The following is a 17,259-nucleotide window of genomic DNA, read 5'->3' on the forward strand; positions in this document are numbered from 1 at the left end:
AGCAGGTTTTAGTAAGTAATATGCACACCAACGGATAACGATCTCATTACCGGCCGCCCGTCCAGTATCAGACCCTGCACGGCACCGTTGGCGTTGAGGGCTTCAGGGTCCCATCCTTCCCAATTCGTCCATGTAACCAGGTTCTTGCCGCTTACAAATACGTTGACTGCCTGCGCTTTTATCTTTGCAAGTATTTTGGCTGGCAGGTTATAAGCCAGCGACAAATCCTGCAACCTTACAAAGCTTCTGCTTTGGTACATGGGAGGTTCTACTTTGGAATGGCTGCCATCAATAATACGGGGGTATTTGGCGTTAGGCGTACGTGGCGACCAGTAATCAACGGCACTCAGGTCATTGTCGCGAATGCCATTGTCGTCGCGGAAGAAAAGCCTGGTGTTATTGCCAAGGTATCCATCTTTTCCACCCTGTATGGTATTCAGTAAAAAGCTTAGTGTAATTCCTTTATAACTTACTGTATTGAATATGCTCATCTTGTACTTAGGAGCGGTTGTACCAATAAATACCCGGTCGGCGGGGGTAATATCACCATCTTTATTTTGGTCTACAACGCTTAGGCTGCCCGTTACAAACCCAGGCATAGGCGTTTCATTCAACTGGTAAATAGGACCGGCCTGGTAATTATAAATGGCCCCTATTGATTTATTGATAAACAAATTATCTGCAACCAGGTCCTGTTCTTTACCAGTAGCATCTTTAACTCCCGTGAGCTGAATTATTTTGTTTTTGTTTGTCCAGAAATTATATGTGGCTGACCATTTAAAGTCTTTATGATTAACAATTTGATAAGTGAGGGATGCTTCGAACCCTGTATTTTGAATTTGGCCAAGGTTGGTTTGAATACTACTAAAACCTGTAACAGAAGGTAAAGTAACAGAATACAAGAGATCGTAGGTATTATTATTATAATACTCAAGAGTACCACTCAGATGGTTGTTCAGCAATCCAAAATCAACACCAAGGTTTAACCCTTTGGTACGTTCCCACTTCAAATTTGGATTGGGTAATGAAACCACCTGCTGCCCGAATGCGGTACCGCCCCCATCACCAAACACATAAGCTGCGTTGGTTTGTACTTTTGCCAGTGAAGAATAACGCCCGGTTTGGTTACCTATAGATCCGTAAGTTGCCCTGAGTTTGAGCAAATCTACCATCGATATTTTTTGCATAAAGGGCTCAGCCGAAAGCACCCACCCCAACCCTACTGAAGGGAACAAAGCATATTTAAAATTTTCGGCAAAACCTGAAAAACCATCTCTTCGCAAAGTAGCCGTTATTAAATATTTATCATTGTATTTGTAATTCAATCTTCCCATTTGATAGTTCAGCGTTTCATTCCAGCCAAACGGATATGGGTCACTTGTAGTTCTTAACTTGTCGGGGTTGGTAAGTATGGTGTTTGCGCTGCCAATACCATTGTAACTAAGGTTGAGACGCGAAAAACCGGTGCCCTCCGTATAGGTGCGCTCAAATTTCCTTTCCACAGCACCGTAAACTGCTGTTACACTTACATCATGCTTGCCGAAATTTTTTGTGTACGTGAGTATATTGTCCAGTGTATAATCATAATATTGGCTGTTGTCCTTATAAGCCCGGCCTGTAAAGCCTCCATCATATTTGCTGGCAAAATAGTGTTGATTGTTTGTAAGGTTGTTTCCGAAGTTCAGCCTGTAATTCAATCCCTTGATAAAAGGGATGTCAAGATCGGAGTAAATGTTGGCAAAGTAGTACTGATGGCGTTCCCTGTCGTCGACATAATAGGTGCGGAACGGGTTGAATGTAACCGTGTTTGTTGGGCTGGGAATGAGATTACCCAATGAGTCGAATGGCACAAGCAGTGGTGAATGCCGTATTATTTCGCTCATGGTAGGTTCAGCTCCATCCTGGTTTACAAACGACCCGGAAGATACCAAACCAATTTTCCAGAATTTGACGGGCTTTATTTCGAGGTTTGCCCGAAGCGTATTGCGTTTAAATATATCATTAATTATAAAATTCTTTTGATCGACCATACTGCCCGACAAAAGATAACTAACATTATCGGTACCCCCGGAAATGCTTAGGCTGTTTTCCCAGATGCTGCCAGGATTTGTGGCATTGCCCCACCAGTCATAATCATTTGGAAGCAGATTGCCCGAAGCATCCCGCATGGAAGCATCGACCTTGGTAGCCAGGTTAAAGGCAGGGTTTGGCGTGGTATAGTCGGGCGCCAGGTAAGCCTGCCGCCAAAACGCATCGGTAACCCTTTGCAAATACTCATCGCGGTTCAGCGGCCTGAGATTTACAGAAGGACGCTGGGAAGCGTAAGAGCCTGAATAAGCAATACGTGGCTTTTGACCGGCATGTCCTTTTCGGGAGGTAATTAAGATAACGCCGTTGGCAGCCTGGGCTCCGTAAACTGCGGTGGCGCTGGCATCTTTCAATATATCAATGGAGGCAATGTCATCGGGGTTAATTGAGGACAGTGAACCATTATACTGAATGCCATCGAGGATGATCAAAACACTTGTATTACCATTTAAAGTAACCTGCCCTCTTACTGAAATAGGTGGCGTACCACCGGCAAATGTCGAAACGCCTACATTCAACCCGGGTACGGTACCCTGCAAAAGCTGCCCCAGATTGGTATTAGGAGAGTTTTTCATGGTTTCAAGGTTCACCCGGGCAACCGAGCCTGTAATATCCTTCTTCTTTTGTGTACCATAACCAATAACCACCACTTCGCCCAACGACTTTTCAGTCTGCTTCAGCGAAATACTTATGTCAATCCGGTTTTTGACCGGAATCTCACCGGTTTCATAGGCCAAAGCCGTAATTACCAATGTAGCATTTTCCGGGGCATTAATGCTAAACTCGCCCTGCTGGTTTGTAGTAGTTCCGGCTTGCGAACCTTTGATCATAACCGTAGCACCGGCAACGGGTTGATTGTTTTCACCACGCACAGTACCTCTTATGATCCTATTCTTTTCCTGCGCATTGGAAATAAATGACAGAAGGGTCATGAGCCATAGAAGGCCTAACAAAGGCCCTTTGGGAAAAAGCAGCTTAATTTTCATATGCGTATTGTTTGGTTTAAGCAATGATCGTTGGGGAAAATGTAACCGATTACATTCTGTAGCAAATTATTGTCCGCGAAGGGGTGAATTAGGGGGGTAATTCACACAAAAGGGGTACTTTTTAGTACAAAAAAGCAGTTTTGAAGCTGATCAATTACAAAAACCAAACATAAAATCAGCCGGGCCAGGAATGGCCGGGCTTTAAGTTATTAATATGTAGCAGTAAATATTGTATACGCTTTTACAGTGTTGACAAAAATGACTGTAACACTTCTACTGTACGGGCCAGTTGATCATGATGCAGGTTATGGCCTGCGCCGTCAATATGAACCAATTTCCCTTTCGGCATAACCCGGGCGGCATCTTCATTGGTTTTACGCACTTCAGGCAATGCATCGGCTTTTAGTATAATGGCCGGCGCGAGGATTTTTGCCAGCGCATTTTCTATTCTCATGGTGCCGCTCATGGCCTGCCACGCCTCGCTTGTATAAGGGCCATGGTATTGTTTTTTCGAAAGCGCCCAATAGTACACGTCAACACTGTCCCATTTGGGAAACTGGCGGCGGCCGGTGGCAACCAGGTCTTCAAAACGGTAATTATTTTGCGCTACCGGGGTTTCGGGACTGCCAACCATATTCACAGATAACCGGTCGGGTGCAATGGATGGCCGTACCTGTGTTGAAGCCGGCAAATGCGTCAATCGTAAAAAGCTGGTTTTCAGTAAATGTCCTAAACTGCGAATCAAAATTCTACCTATCATATCGAAAATTGAACCTTCATTTTTCTACCATCAAATAAATTCGCCATTATAAGGCATTTGAATAGCGCCTATACAAATAACAACCATATGAAACTTTTCCATTACCTATTTTCACCCGGCGGTAAATTGGCAGTTACAATTTCTTTATTGTTCACTTTAACATCCTTAAAACAATCTGAGAAGCCTGTTTTATACATCATTGGCGACTCTACTGTTCAGAATAACGATGGTAACGGAAAGAATGAATACTGGGGCTGGGGCACATTATTAAATGCTTATCTTGATACAACGCAGATAACATTACGTAATCATGCAAAATCTGGCACCAGCACCCGCACATTTATTACAGATGGAAGATGGACAAAGGTTCTGGCAACATTAAAGAGCGGCGATTTTGTGATCATGCAGTTTGGTCATAACGACCAGGCTGAAATTAATGATTCTTCCAGAGCCAAAGGAACTATAAAAGGAACAGGAGAAGAGATACAGGAAATATTTAACCTTAAAACAAAAACACAGGAAACTGTACATACCTATGGATGGTATATGCGAAAGTTTATTCGTGAAGCAAAAGAGAAAGGAACTACCCCTATTGTTTGTTCGCTGGTGCCCAGAGAAAAATGGAAGAATGGTAAAGTAGATCGTGAAATTGAATATGTGAATTGGGCACAGGAGGTGGCCAGGTCAGAAGGGGCTTATTTCATTGATATAAACCAAATCATTGTGAAAAAATGGGAGCAAATGGGGCCTGACGCTGTAAAAGTCTTTTTTCCGGGCGATCATACCCATACCAATAAAAAGGGTGCAGAATTGAATGCGGCCTCAGTAGTCGAAGGCTTACGTTCAGTTAAGGATTGTCCATTGAATAAATTTTTGAAATAAGAAATGGTAAATAGTTTGGCCAGATGAAATAATATTTGATTATAGGCGCAGGAAGATGACTTTCATTTTACAAGAAGGTTCCTGTGGATAAATGAACCAACTGTTGTCGCCACTATAAAATACAAATTCCTGACCGGCCGAACCAGGGAGCACTTTCGTTTACCGCAGAATAAACGCTCTAATAATAGCGGTCTTTTTCATAGTGCATCCAACCAGTTTTTTTCCCATCAACAGTTGTTGTTTCACTCACAGAGCAGGCTTTAAATGGTGTTTTAAACAAGTGGGGCCTGGTTGGCCTTCTGGGACTTCTCGGTCTTTTTGGGTTAAAAAGAAGGGACAATAGAACCAATAGAACAAACCTAAATAGATAACTGAATGGTATTACGCAGACCTTGCGTCGGCGCGCAGTCAGGAAATTCTACCAGGTGAATTATCACAACGGAAGAAGGAAGATTTATCCTGGTAAAAATCAGCATTACCTTCAATTCCTGGTATTGCTTTATATAACATTTTGCAAAAAATAGTATGCGGCTACCCGTTGCGCAATACCATTAAGTTAGGTTTGACTGCCATTTACCAAAGCCCCACACGTTTGCCCTCTTGAACGCAATGCGCACGCTCTTCACGCTCCTACCTTCAGGAAGGCACAGGAACATGGATTACTGAAAGAGCATCCTCCTGTTTTTTCGGCTGATTTCAGGATGTATATTTTAGGAGCAGAATCGGGGTTTTCCTCTACAAGTAGCTATTTAGTTTATTAAAATCTTAAAATTTTGGCAGCGTACTTACTAGTTTAGGATACCCTGCTACTTTATAATTATTACCTGGCAAATATTCGAATATGACACCCATATCGTACTTTCCATATTTATAAGTGCCATATCCATTTTCTTTCACCATTTTTTCAATTCCCTCCCAATGATGAAGTCTTATGAACAGGCGTTTCAGGTATTGTTTAAGATTTTCTTCATTGCAGTAAATATCATCAAGTAAAAAGACCAAAAGCTCACGGAATTTATAATCACCATTGCTTAAAGACTCAAGATAAAGGTCAAAAATACTTGGAGTATTAGGCTCCATACTTCCAAATTTCAATGATGACTTATCACCTGTAGCGTTATTCAGGTTGAACAATACATTAAACACTCTCTTGTTTATGGAACTATCATTAAGTTCTTTGGCAAAATAGAACGTATCTCTTTTGGTTATAGGTCTAAAAAAATCCTTCTTCCCTTTATCATCTACCTTTTTGTGAACTATTAATATTTGGATAATTCTATACCTTTCAGCAGTTTGAGTAAACTGATAGACAGAACCTTTATGATGAAATATTATAACAGAATCGCTCCCCTTCAATAATTCGTTTTTATTTATTCCTACCATCCGATCAATACTGTCTACATACTTCTGCACATGGCTTACTACTCTCCCCGCCTGGGCCTTTGTATTTATATGAAAACCAAGTAAACTACAGAAGACGAGAATTGAATATTTTACTTTTTTCATTCCTTTTTGGATTTAGATTTTTTTTCAGCTACCGTAACAAACTGAAAAAGGATAAAAGCAAGTGCCAATCCCAATAAGATAGTAAACCTATAAGTATATGTCGATACTCTGACTTTCATTCTTTATCAAATTTAATCTCTTCAATGTAATGCTCTTGAGATTTATCATTCTTTTCTATCCTCCACTACCCTTTCTTCTTTTTCGCCTCAATATCCTTCTTTACCTCTGCTATTTCAGCATCAGTTTATGCTCTATTAGATATCCGGGAATCTGTGGCTAAAAAATGGTTATAAATGCACGGAAGGGTCTCATGTGTTGGGCTGAAGGGGTATCTCAAGTTGAAATATAAGCATGAGCATCGCATGTGCTCAAATATCGGGTAAAGAAAGAGGTAGGCAGATGCCTCGTGATCTACATGCTTTTTTCAATTAACGATTTCAGAGTTGAGTCGGTGTTAATAATCTTTGATTTTTATAAAGTCTTTCGTGGCATCAACGAAATAGTACCCTAACCGCGCTGACGATGTTGTTTTGTGTTGTCGCTCGTCTTTCATTGCAAGTTCTGTCCGATTGACGGTAAACCATATCCATTCGTCCATTACCCTTGATATAAAATAGTGTGCTGCTGTGTCTGAACCCTGATAAAGTAGCCAACCATGCCAGGTCGGAGTATTCTTGTTGTCTTGTGCCCATTCTTTGACTTCAGAAAGAGCCCATGTCGTTTTGCGCTTTAAATTTGATTGCGAAAAAGTTAGTTGTGCTAAGAACAGCAGTAATATTGTAAAGATTGTTTTTGTTCTCATTGACTTTAGTTGAATTTTTGTTGACAATGACCGCCAACATTACATTTTGCTCCAATCCGGGCACGAAAAAAAGGCTTTAAGTCATTAGACCTGAAGCCTTTTAGTTTGAATCAGTTTCTTCTTCCAGAAAATGCATGGTTTGATAAGCCCTGATAAAACTGCTATCCTTCGATAACTCGTCCTGCACAGAATACATCAAAATGTTGTTATCCCGAATTCGATATGTATCGTAATGATATCTCCTGGATTTGGGCATTAAAAATGCCATTCTCTTCTTGATATATAAAGTGATAGAGGTATCATTCATTACGTAATTACCTTTTTGGGTAGAGGTATGACTGAATAAAAACGCTGTACTTGATGAAAATTCATAAGTTGAGTCAGTGTACAGGAATAAAGAGTTGTCTACGCAGCCATGCCCACCAGCATACTCAAATTTTACTTTTTTCTGGGCAGTGCAAAAAAGGGCAAACAAATTAAAAAAAAGGAAAATAAGTAATTTCATAGTTTCTGTATGTATTCCTTTCTGGCCTTATGTAAAATATGCAAATCTTTTCCTTTTGCGTCTCGTTATGAAAGTAAAATGTCTGTTAAAAGTCACTCCATAACCCTAACCTTAAAATGAGAAACTATACGATTTCCCTTTATCTTCTCATAAACTTTATATTTACTGTCGGTGGCTATTTATGCAATATCCTGTGCTTATAATGACTCATTCCCCGCTTATTTTGGATCATCCGGCTGTTAATATGATATAGCCCTTACCAAAATCGCTGCACCTATAACTTTGTATGGATCGTCAGTAGCTAACTTTTTCTCGTTAGTACGAAAAAATGGAACATCGGTACTTAAATATCGATTGTATATAAAAAACTTAGATCCAAAAAGAGAGAGGAACATTCCAAAAAAATCGACTTATGAGCCAAAGTTACCTAGGGATGTTCTTTAAAAAGCTACTTATGTTTCGTTATTAGCTACCAACGTGTCATACTTAGCCCGGGATGAGTCATAATAAGTTACTGCCGCAGCATAATTAGTAACTAACGTCATAAATAGCTATTTACGCCACATAAAAAGCTCGACGATCTTTATATGATGCTTTTCTTCAATAGCATGTATTGCCTTGAGACCGTTATCGCTGGCTATTTGAATTGTGAGTGTTTGCATATACTTTAGGCTCATATAAATAGAGCAAATTCGGATCAAGTCAAATTGGTTTTAGGTATTGGGCGTATGTTGTCAACTGTTGTTCGCCTGCATTTCCTGGAATACCCTGTTATGCACAGCCTTAATATCCGAACACAAACACTGCATCCACATTTGTATAAGTTTGTTCTGTAAAAAATGTCCCCATTCGATGAGGATTTATTCGTAAGCCAGCAATAGCGGCAAAACACTTATTGCACAAAAATAGAAACAGACCTGGAATACTGTGCATTGATATCAATGGGCAGCGATACTCCATTTTTCCAACACATGGCATTAAAGTAATCCCCCTCGCCACCAGCGACATACACATCACTTCCAACTGAATAAATGGAATAAGCATTTCCATATTTAGTACCGTCGGTCAAAGAAGTTGGCACGCCATTCTTCCAATACTTTGCAACAGAATATCCAGTGACACCGCTATACTCATAGCCAGAGGTATACACATCGCCTCCATTTACGAAAATAGAATTGGCTCCAGCGAATTGTAAGCCATCAGTTAAAGAAACTGCTATGCCATTCTTCCAATATTTTGCTACAGGAATTCCCCCAAAAACACCATTTTGACTTTGTTCTTTGCCACATACATAAACATCATTTCCTTTAACAAAAATAGACTGTGCAGAGGCTATGGTTGTCGTACTATCATTGAGGTGAACAGCAATGCCATTCTTCCAATAGGTTGCAACCTGGTAGCCACCAGGAACTCTGGCTTTCCATCCGGCTGCGTACACGTCGTTTCCAACTACATAAACTGAAGAAATAATGCCATTATAATCAGGTGCATCGGTAAGTGACACAGCAACGCCATTTTTCCAATATTTTGCAACTGGAGAGATAGCATTGTTGTTATAAAGTTCATACCCGCCAACATAAACATCAGTTCCAACTACATAAATTGAATTGGCTAATGCCGCATTTGTTCCATTGGACAGCATTACTGGCACCCCATTTTTCCAGTATACTGCCTGAAGATTTCCGTTATTGTTTTCACCAGCTACATACACATCATTCCCCACCACATAAATAGAATGAGCATAAGTGCCTCCTGCAAGTGGAAATAATTTGCCATCTTTCCAATAAGCTGCCGACGTGCCATGATAGCCTGCAGTATACACTGTCGGTGGAGTAGTGAATTTAATAGCTGCACCATAACTTACACCCGTACTGTAAACAGCAAAGGCTTTTACATAATAGGTAGTGTTGGGCTGTAAAACTTGAATGGTATCCATAAAATTCGCCAAAGCTGCTCCGTTGCTGATCTTATTTATGGTTGAAACCGTTAGGGCGCTGCTATCAGTCCCCCATATTATTCCCTTGTCTGTAATGGTAGTGGTATTAGTGAACTCCCCACCTGAAACAACTGACGTGGAATTAATCACGGTGACTGGTCTCGTGATAATGACTGGAGGATTTAACAAAGGAGATTTTATATCGGAGTTCTTATTACAACTAAAAATAAATACCAAGGCAAAGGTTGAAGCGGCAATCGAAAAAATGTTAATCGCTTTCATACAAAGGGCTATTGTTACAGCGCAAATATAAAGTAAATCATTACGGCAGCACAACGGGTATCGTTAAATGTGGCCGGGCTGCAACGGGGCATTTACTTTATAGAAAAAAGTAGTGGCATGTATAAAGAAACGAAAAAATTGATGATTGTTCGTTAAACAGGTACCAACAAGCTGTTGATGGGAATAAATGACTTAGTTATATTGCAGTAAATATTAAACAATCAATGAATCAACAGCATCCCAATCTTGCAATCATCAACAGATTTTTTGAGGCTTATGGAAAATTTGATCTGAATGCCATGCGTGAAGTAGTAGCCGAAAATGTAAAATGGACAATTCCCGGGCACCATCCATTAAGTGGCACCAAAGTGGGAATAGACGAAGTTCTTGCATTCTTCACCCATCTTGGCAAATCGAATTTTAAAGCAGACCCCATTGTATTAGGAGTAAACGACCAATACGTAATTGATTGCCATCGCGGATGGAGCAATCGGGAAGATGGCAATAACATCGACATACTGTGGTGCCTGCTTTGGAAAATTGTAGATGGAAAAATTGTTGAAGTGGTAAATTTCGCGGCTGATCAACATGAGGCTGATCGCTTTTTTTATAAAGTCTATCAACTAAAGCCCATTCAGGATAGAATTGTATAACAAAATAAAGACGCACCAATTAGCCCTGTAAGTCATTTACTTACAGGGCTTTTTTATTGCCTTAAAATGGGCCAGCCAGGGTTTAACTGGCAAAATGCCTTATACTACCTTGAAATTGGTTAAATGGCGAACATCATTTGCTTCCAGGATACTAAATTGGCCATTACTATAAGACACACGATAAAGACAGGTATTACTATGGCTGAAGTTTGCCATACAACTGATAGGTGATTGACTGAGCATGCACAACAATATCAGCAATGAGCGACCGTGCATACAGATTAGCACCCGCTTTTCATCCGGCCTGGAAAGAATAACGTCCAGCGCTTCCTGTAAACGTTCAGAAACCTGGTTGGGGCTTTCGCCTTTTTCAAAGGACAAGTCACATTGTCCACTCTCCCAGTAATTTCTCATTTCGTGGAATGCGTTTCCCCAACCTTCTTTACTTTCCTTCCCTTCCCAAATACCAAAAGACAGTTCATCTAGTCCCGGCAATTGCTCCCACGGAACACCTTCTTCTATAAATTTTTTTACTGTTTGATGAGTGCGCTTAAGAACGGATGTATATACCTTAACAAAAGGCACATGTTTATAATATTGGTAAAAAGCTTCCCCCTGTTCTCTTCCCAGCTCATTAAGATCACTATTTACACCTCTCCCCTGCACAATGCCCAACTTGTTGTAATCGGTTTCTCCATGCCTGATAATATACAGTTCCTTATCCATAATCCGCAAGATAGTATAATATGGGAAATTTCGCCCCCCTGTAACACCACAGATTTTACATTCGTTTACAAAGTTTTTACCTCGCTTTTACCACTCCCGGAGACGGACGCTGTAGGTTTGCGTCAACACATAAATCAACATCTTATGCGGTCTATCTTATATTTCATCTATGCCTCCTTCTGCCTAACAGGCACCGTCGCCTGCCGCGACCGTTCAGCGGCGGCTATCAACGCCCCCACACTTGCCCCGGCTCCTTCCATCCAGGCAGGAAGTGTGGTGGGGTATTCCCTTGTTATAGCAGAAAGCTTTGTCAATTGGAAAGGTATGCATGTCATGGGCGGAAATGGACATCAGGGCTATATCAAACCCCTGGCGGGCACCCTGGCTTTTGATGGCATCGGCAATATTGCAGGGGCCTATTTTGAACTGGATATGAATACAATTACCACTACAGACAAAAAAGACACGAGCAGCGATAACGGACTGGTATCGCACTTGAAAGACCCCGACTTCTTTGATGTGAGGAAGTATCCCAAGGGTGCATTTCAATTAACCAGGGCAGTTAAAGCCTCCAACGATTCTTCGTATTATATTACCGGCCAACTGACCTTGAGGGCCATAACGCAGGAAATCCATTTCCCGGCCACAATTGTCAGGAATGGGGAGAATATTATTGCCACAGCGTCGCTTACAATAGACCGCACGAAATGGGGGATCACCTACCAGTCGGCCAGCGTATGGGGACTAGTGAAAAACGAGTTGCTGGAAGACAGGATACCGGTGTCACTGGCTTTACGGTTTCACCGGCGACAGTGTTAAATGTTTGATATGAGGAAACGGTTTAATTCAATCATTCAATAAGCACCTTTTTAACTTCACTGCCATTATCGGTTACTACAGTGATATAATACATTCCCCTGGCTACATCGTGTACGGGCAACTGCGTTTGCATTGCATTAACAGATGCCGTTTTAACTAATCTGCCTGTTGCCTCACGCAACTCAACTCGGCTACAGTTAACTGTGCTGGTAATGAATAACACACCTTGTGTTACCGGGTTAGGTTTCAATGTAATGGTGAAATTATCATCAACACTTATTTTTCGTATGGGCGAATGGCTGAATTTCCCATCAATATCGGTTTGTTTAAGGCGATAGTAATTTATTCCTTTTGCCGGATGTTCATCGGTAAACCGGTATTGTTTTTTAGTATTACTGTTTCCGCTGGCCGGCACAGCGCCTATAGCTACGAAATTGACACCATCGGTGCTTCTTTCAATAATAAACTGGCTTGTATTGGATTCTGAATACGTTGCCCATTGTAATAAAGCGGTTTTCGCAACTCTTGTAACAGTAAAATCGCCCAATTGCAGTGGTAACGGCGCAGTCAGCCGCGGAAGGGGATTGATCCAGAATTCCGATAAATTGCTTACTTCAAATTCTGCATAATATCCATAATCGTAAGGTATAACCTCTACCTGCGAAGGCGTAATAAAACGCCACGTGCCGCTGATATTATTACTTAAAGTACTGTCCTCTTCGGCCGGGGCATTACTGTATTGCGTAATTCCGGCGGCATATGCATCCGGCAGTTTTGTACAGCTATTGCAATCCTCAACATAATCCTGCGACTCAACCTCAGCTTCTGAAAAATAAAATCGAACCTTTACCGGAGCAGCAGGTTGATTGGTTGGTTTTATTACGATATTCCTGCCGAGATAATATTGATGTCCATCGTTGTATGGAAAATAGAATTGAGCTAAGTATACGCTTGCGTCGACATTGCCAAGGTCTTGCCCATTTGCATTGATGGAGGCGAAGAGCTTGTAGCCCTCATAACCTGCATCAGAAGTAAAATCAATCCAGTTATTACCACTTACCGGCTTTGTTGAGTGGCCGGGGATGCCTTCGCTGAAGTACATGGAAGCTTTGTCATAAATATGAACATCGTCGATACCTAGGCCTTCAGCGGTGCCACTTTCATCGCTGTGCAATGCGAACCTGAACCGTACGCTGGTTGCTCTTGTTGGAATCTCAAAACTTGACACATGCCACCGCAAGAAGATACTTCCAATATAACCATATGCGGTTTGCCAGGTTTGTCCGTCAGTGCTGTATTCAACTTGAGTATAGTCGTTACTTTCCGTATGTAAAATACGGCTGAATGATAATACCGGCTGTGCCAGCGTGCTGAGGTCAAAGCGGGGTGAATACAGGTATGACGATTCATTGTTGTTGTAATTTCCGCTTAAATTAGTGACCCAGGCTTTGCTACCGTTGGCTGCTTTGTTTATAACGATACCTGATGGAGCGCCACATAACCAGCTGTTATTGGTACCGGTTGCATACCAGCCTCGCGGATCAGCGCTTTCAAAACCTTCCAGGTAAGGGAAACTGGTTATAGGAGGTAAAGTATCAGTTTTTGTAATGGTGGTAATGAGCGTGTCGTTGGCTGGCAAAGTATCTGTACTGTAATACACCCATGCTGCAATTGTATATTTCGTGAAATGCGCCATGTCGGCGGTTTGGGTAAATGTATAATTTACTGTAGCGCCGGGTGCTATATAAGGTATATTTTCAGTAACGGTTGGCGCACTATTTACCTTATAAGATACCGGTACATTGGTAATTGCCGCTGCAGGATTGTGGTTTTTAACCTGAACAGTAATAGACTGATTGCCACCTGGCACACCCGCAGCAGTTGGTTCCACCAGCTGTTGCATACTTACGTCATCATCCAAAAACCCAATTGTTATATCATCAAAAGTAAAACCATCGTTAGCACCAGGTGCAACAGAAATGACAGAATAATATCCCTCCTGACCACATTTTACCTGAAAGCTGCTGGTAATTGTTTGCACCGGTGAAGCATGGGCTAATGTTTGATTAATATTAACTTTAGGCATGGCGCGGTAAACGCCAAAATCTGCAGGGTTGTAAGGCAATGTATAAACAGGTATCCAGGCATCCCGGTCACTTCCCCTGATCCATATTTTGTTGCCCTCAGCAGAAAAATCTATTCCTTCATTGCGGAAATAAAGCAATAACCACAAGTCTTTATCTGATGAAATATAATTACTCAGATTAAAAGTAATGATCAGGCTGTCGGCACTTCTGTTAACCTTATAAATGTCCTGATCAAGTGTCACTGCCCGGTTGCCGGTGCGAACCATTGCGGCATCTACAAATGTTCGCGCCCGGCCATTTGGGCTGCTACTAAAAAAGTCGCAGCGATCGAGTCCGTTAAACCCAATGGCGCCGTTAGAATACGTTTGTACAGCAGCGTTTTCAAATCCTTCAGTAAAGGAAGGGGCCAATACTATTGGATCGTTTGTTAAATGTTTTACGGTGAATTTTACAGTATCATTGCTTTTCGCGATATCGCCGGGATAATCGATCCACACTTTAACACTGTAATTTCCAGTGTTGCTAAAATCATAGCCGGCTGCAAACGTATACATGGTATTTCCATAGGCAGCAAGGTTTATGGAAGCAGTTTCTGTTACCGGTATGCCATCATTTACCTGGTAGCTGATGCTGGCAGAACCGGATGTTATCTTATACCTCCGGTTATTTATATACACCTGGGGAGCCACTATACCTAATTGTGAAGAAGTATTTTTACGGCCGCAGATTAAATTTGTAACCGATACAAGAGCAAGGTCAGCAGGCGGAGCAACAAACTTTGGATTAATGCACTGAGCGGTTGAACGGCGACCTGCAGTTGATCCCATTACACCGCGTACTGCTACCCAATAAGTACTGTCGGCACTTAACCCACTCAGCGAATAACTGGTATTAGTGGTGCTGGCAATCACCTGCATATTCTTTCCCCGCAGCATCATAACTTCATAACTGGTGGCAGCCGGTATGCTGCTCCATAATAATCTGGCATTACCTGCAAATGCGCTGGTATCTGTAACAACAACGCTGGTAGTGTCTAATACAACAAAACTATAATCGCTTACATCTGTATAAGCCGTACTGTTGCGGCTCACCCGTATCAACGCGGTAGTAGTTGCTATTGAAGCTGGCATCGTCCATACATAATTACGGTTTGTGGCAGCCACGTTATTGTCGATAGTAAGCCAGGTGCCGCCGTTATTCAACGAATATTCAATAGTAAAAGAATTGGTATTGTCAGCGGATGCGTTCCAGCGAATGATCTCCTGCTCACCAGGCACCAGCGTTTCCCCGCCAAAAGGATATTCTACCTTTACACCTGGTTCAATTACCTGGTAAACCACTACATACTCCTGCGGCCCCTGGGCAATGCCACTGCCCTTCACAGTTATGGTACAATTTCCCGCAGGCGGGTTGTTAATTACAACCTGTTCAATATTATTCCTGTTGTCGATACCTTCCACGGCTACACTGTTAACGTTGGCGGCCGAGGGGTCCAATACCAGGGGGTAGTGAACCATAGCATCGGGGGTTGTAACAGTAAGGTCCAGGTTATTTACCAGCGAACTGGTAGCGCTCACAGAAGCAGCACGATCATTCCAATATAGTAATATTTTTATTTGTGCTGTGCCTGCCGGAACAGCCGGAACATTAAAGCTGGCAGCACCGCCATTATCAAGGGTACCTGTAAACCAGGTATTATTTTCAATAGCTTCTACTGAATTGCGCGCGTTTATATTCCCAAATCCAAATGTATAGTCGGGTCCCGGGTTACCCACATCAACTGCACCATTACAGGCTACCGCTTTTATTAATGCCGATGAGGGATTGCTGCCACCGTGCAGCTGTTTGTACCGCTCATATAGCAGGGCCAGAATACCGGTTACCGTTGGTGCCGAGCAGCTGGTGCCATAAGTGGTAATATATTTATTTTCAGGAAGAGTAGACACAATGGCGACTCCGCCCGCAACCAACTCGGGCTTCAGGCGGCCATCGGCGGCGGGGCCACGGCTTGAGAAACCGGGAATGTTGTAATTGTAATTGTCTATAGCGCCAACGGTTAACACATTTTTCGCCGATTGAAATCCACTACCTACAGTAGCAAATCCGGCCGGGTAAGGCGTGCATACAGCAGTCTCGCCCGCGTTCCCTGAGGCAAACACATGCAACAGAGAGGGATAAGTGTTCATTTGCTCATCAATGTAATTACTCAAAACATTATAGCCCCCGTCTGCACAAGCGGGCGGGCCGCTGCCATAAGAATTATTGGTAAGCACCATATTGTAATTTGTTACCAGCTGCGGGGCGTCTGTAACAATTTGAGACGTATTTTTATTAATGATATTGGCTTCCGGCGCCATACCCTTATATTTTGGGTTCAGGTTGCCGCCACCTGCTACATTTCCTGTTACGATGGTGGGATGGTCGTCGGCCAATGAAAGGTCCTCGTTTAATAATCGCCCAGTAAGATCAATATGCGAACCCGGATAGCCCACATCGCCAATACCCACTGTAACATTTGTACCCTGCAGGTTGCGACCGGCCGGGGCGCTTAACGGATTCACCGCATGTGCGCCGCGGTTCCTATAGTTAAGGGGTGTTGTTTTTAAATACTGGCTGCTTATGTAAGATACGAAAGGAAGTGCCGCGATCTTTTGTACAACCGCAGCTGAGGCATCAATAAAAACAACACGGGCCGGCTCAATGGCTGTTTCTATAATTTGGGCGCCTGCTTTTTTAAATTCGGCAATGGCGCCGGCTTTGTCAATATTTCCATAAAAACTTACGGCTATCGCCTTATCCGCATCCCTTGCCGCGTGCTTTAATTCCTGAACAAGATCAGGAGCAATTTTGGCGGTTGTATGTAAAGTATAAATTCCGCTGATATTGCTTTTTTTAAGCCGGCTTAACCCAATGTTATCATTTATTTCGGCCAGAAAGGTGTTATCGGGAATATAGTCGTATAAAACTATTCCGTCCTGTGCAAGTGCCCGTCGTTCTGTTGCACCTGGTAATTCTTTAAACTGAATAAGGGTATAAAACCGGTTTTTGAAATGAAACTTTTTTAGCGAATCAGTAAGATGAAATTGGTTGCGAAGATCTTTTGATTTGGCAAGAATGCCACTTTTCAATTGAACCGGCCGCGTAATTTCCTGGGCCAATGCGGATAAAAGGAAAAGGTGCAGGGTAATAAATAATAAACAGGTTTTCATCAGGGGACTTTTAACAGG

The 17,259-nt window shown here is 42.2% G+C and carries 11 protein-coding genes; 3 read left to right on the plus strand and 8 right to left on the minus strand.

What is annotated here, in order from left to right:
• Window positions 1–8: 8 nt before the first annotated feature.
• Both GGD38_RS12445 and GGD38_RS12450 read right to left on the minus strand, forming a co-directional pair.
• Window positions 9–3,074 (minus strand): SusC/RagA family TonB-linked outer membrane protein, encoded by a 3,066-nt coding sequence (locus tag GGD38_RS12445; RefSeq protein ID WP_375300519.1) that lies wholly within the window; start codon window positions 3,072–3,074, stop codon window positions 9–11.
• 241 nt (window positions 3,075–3,315) lie between these two features.
• A complete protein-coding gene (locus GGD38_RS12450; protein ID WP_375300518.1) occupies window positions 3,316–3,834 on the minus strand; it encodes an alpha/beta fold hydrolase in 519 nt (172 codons plus the stop codon).
• Between the two features lie 87 nt (window positions 3,835–3,921).
• Between GGD38_RS12450 and GGD38_RS12455 the strand changes: the two genes are divergently transcribed.
• Window positions 3,922–4,716 (plus strand): rhamnogalacturonan acetylesterase, encoded by a 795-nt coding sequence (locus GGD38_RS12455; protein WP_375300517.1) that lies wholly within the window; start codon window positions 3,922–3,924, stop codon window positions 4,714–4,716.
• 765 nt (window positions 4,717–5,481) lie between these two features.
• Here the strand turns inward: GGD38_RS12455 and GGD38_RS12460 are convergent.
• From GGD38_RS12460 to GGD38_RS12475, 4 genes are all read right to left on the minus strand, one after another.
• A complete protein-coding gene (locus GGD38_RS12460; protein ID WP_375300516.1) occupies window positions 5,482–6,222 on the minus strand; it encodes a hypothetical protein in 741 nt (246 codons plus the stop codon).
• Between the two features lie 454 nt (window positions 6,223–6,676).
• The gene (locus tag GGD38_RS12465) at window positions 6,677–7,024 is read right to left on the minus strand and encodes a hypothetical protein (RefSeq protein WP_375300515.1); all 348 of its coding nucleotides are present in this window, start codon (window positions 7,022–7,024) and stop codon (window positions 6,677–6,679) included.
• 100 nt (window positions 7,025–7,124) lie between these two features.
• Complete coding sequence (locus GGD38_RS12470; RefSeq protein WP_375300514.1) at window positions 7,125–7,529, minus strand: hypothetical protein; 405 nt, start codon at window positions 7,527–7,529, stop codon at window positions 7,125–7,127.
• An 892-nt stretch (window positions 7,530–8,421) separates the two neighbouring features.
• The gene (locus GGD38_RS12475; RefSeq protein WP_375300513.1) at window positions 8,422–9,747 is read right to left on the minus strand and encodes a hypothetical protein; all 1,326 of its coding nucleotides are present in this window, start codon (window positions 9,745–9,747) and stop codon (window positions 8,422–8,424) included.
• Between the two features lie 224 nt (window positions 9,748–9,971).
• On the opposite strand from GGD38_RS12475, the gene GGD38_RS12480 reads away from it, so the two are divergent.
• On the plus strand, window positions 9,972–10,400 hold the full coding sequence (locus tag GGD38_RS12480; protein WP_375300512.1) for a nuclear transport factor 2 family protein: 429 nt from the start codon (window positions 9,972–9,974) through the stop codon (window positions 10,398–10,400).
• Between the two features lie 99 nt (window positions 10,401–10,499).
• On the opposite strand, the gene GGD38_RS12485 is transcribed toward GGD38_RS12480, so the two are convergent.
• Window positions 10,500–11,126, minus strand: a complete 627-nt coding sequence (locus tag GGD38_RS12485) for a histidine phosphatase family protein (protein WP_375300511.1) — start codon at window positions 11,124–11,126, stop codon at window positions 10,500–10,502.
• A 144-nt stretch (window positions 11,127–11,270) separates the two neighbouring features.
• On the opposite strand from GGD38_RS12485, the gene GGD38_RS12490 reads away from it, so the two are divergent.
• The gene (locus GGD38_RS12490) at window positions 11,271–11,945 is read left to right on the plus strand and encodes a YceI family protein (protein WP_375300510.1); all 675 of its coding nucleotides are present in this window, start codon (window positions 11,271–11,273) and stop codon (window positions 11,943–11,945) included.
• A 31-nt stretch (window positions 11,946–11,976) separates the two neighbouring features.
• On the opposite strand, the gene GGD38_RS12495 is transcribed toward GGD38_RS12490, so the two are convergent.
• The gene (locus GGD38_RS12495; protein ID WP_375300509.1) at window positions 11,977–17,241 is read right to left on the minus strand and encodes a S8 family serine peptidase; all 5,265 of its coding nucleotides are present in this window, start codon (window positions 17,239–17,241) and stop codon (window positions 11,977–11,979) included.
• Window positions 17,242–17,259 lie beyond the last annotated feature (18 nt).

The sequence above is a fragment of the Niastella sp. OAS944 genome (assembly GCA_024809215.1).
Lineage (GTDB): Bacteria > Bacteroidota > Bacteroidia > Chitinophagales > Chitinophagaceae > Niastella.

Bases quoted from the DNA above. Each gene is read 5' to 3' on its own strand.
- GGD38_RS12480 (WP_375300512.1), top strand. From the start codon at position 9,972: ATGAATCAACAGCATCCCAATCTTGCAATCATCAACAGATTTTTTGAG.
- GGD38_RS12465 (WP_375300515.1), bottom strand. From the start codon at position 7,024: ATGAGAACAAAAACAATCTTTACAATATTACTGCTGTTCTTAGCACAA.
- GGD38_RS12455 (WP_375300517.1), top strand. From the start codon at position 3,922: ATGAAACTTTTCCATTACCTATTTTCACCCGGCGGTAAATTGGCAGTT.
- GGD38_RS12485 (WP_375300511.1), bottom strand. From the start codon at position 11,126: ATGGATAAGGAACTGTATATTATCAGGCATGGAGAAACCGATTACAAC.
- GGD38_RS12475 (WP_375300513.1), bottom strand. From the start codon at position 9,747: ATGAAAGCGATTAACATTTTTTCGATTGCCGCTTCAACCTTTGCCTTG.
- GGD38_RS12495 (WP_375300509.1), bottom strand. From the start codon at position 17,241: ATGAAAACCTGTTTATTATTTATTACCCTGCACCTTTTCCTTTTATCC.
- GGD38_RS12490 (WP_375300510.1), top strand. From the start codon at position 11,271: ATGCGGTCTATCTTATATTTCATCTATGCCTCCTTCTGCCTAACAGGC.
- GGD38_RS12470 (WP_375300514.1), bottom strand. From the start codon at position 7,529: ATGAAATTACTTATTTTCCTTTTTTTTAATTTGTTTGCCCTTTTTTGC.
- GGD38_RS12460 (WP_375300516.1), bottom strand. From the start codon at position 6,222: ATGAAAAAAGTAAAATATTCAATTCTCGTCTTCTGTAGTTTACTTGGT.
- GGD38_RS12450 (WP_375300518.1), bottom strand. From the start codon at position 3,834: ATGATAGGTAGAATTTTGATTCGCAGTTTAGGACATTTACTGAAAACC.
- GGD38_RS12445 (WP_375300519.1), bottom strand. From the start codon at position 3,074: ATGAAAATTAAGCTGCTTTTTCCCAAAGGGCCTTTGTTAGGCCTTCTA.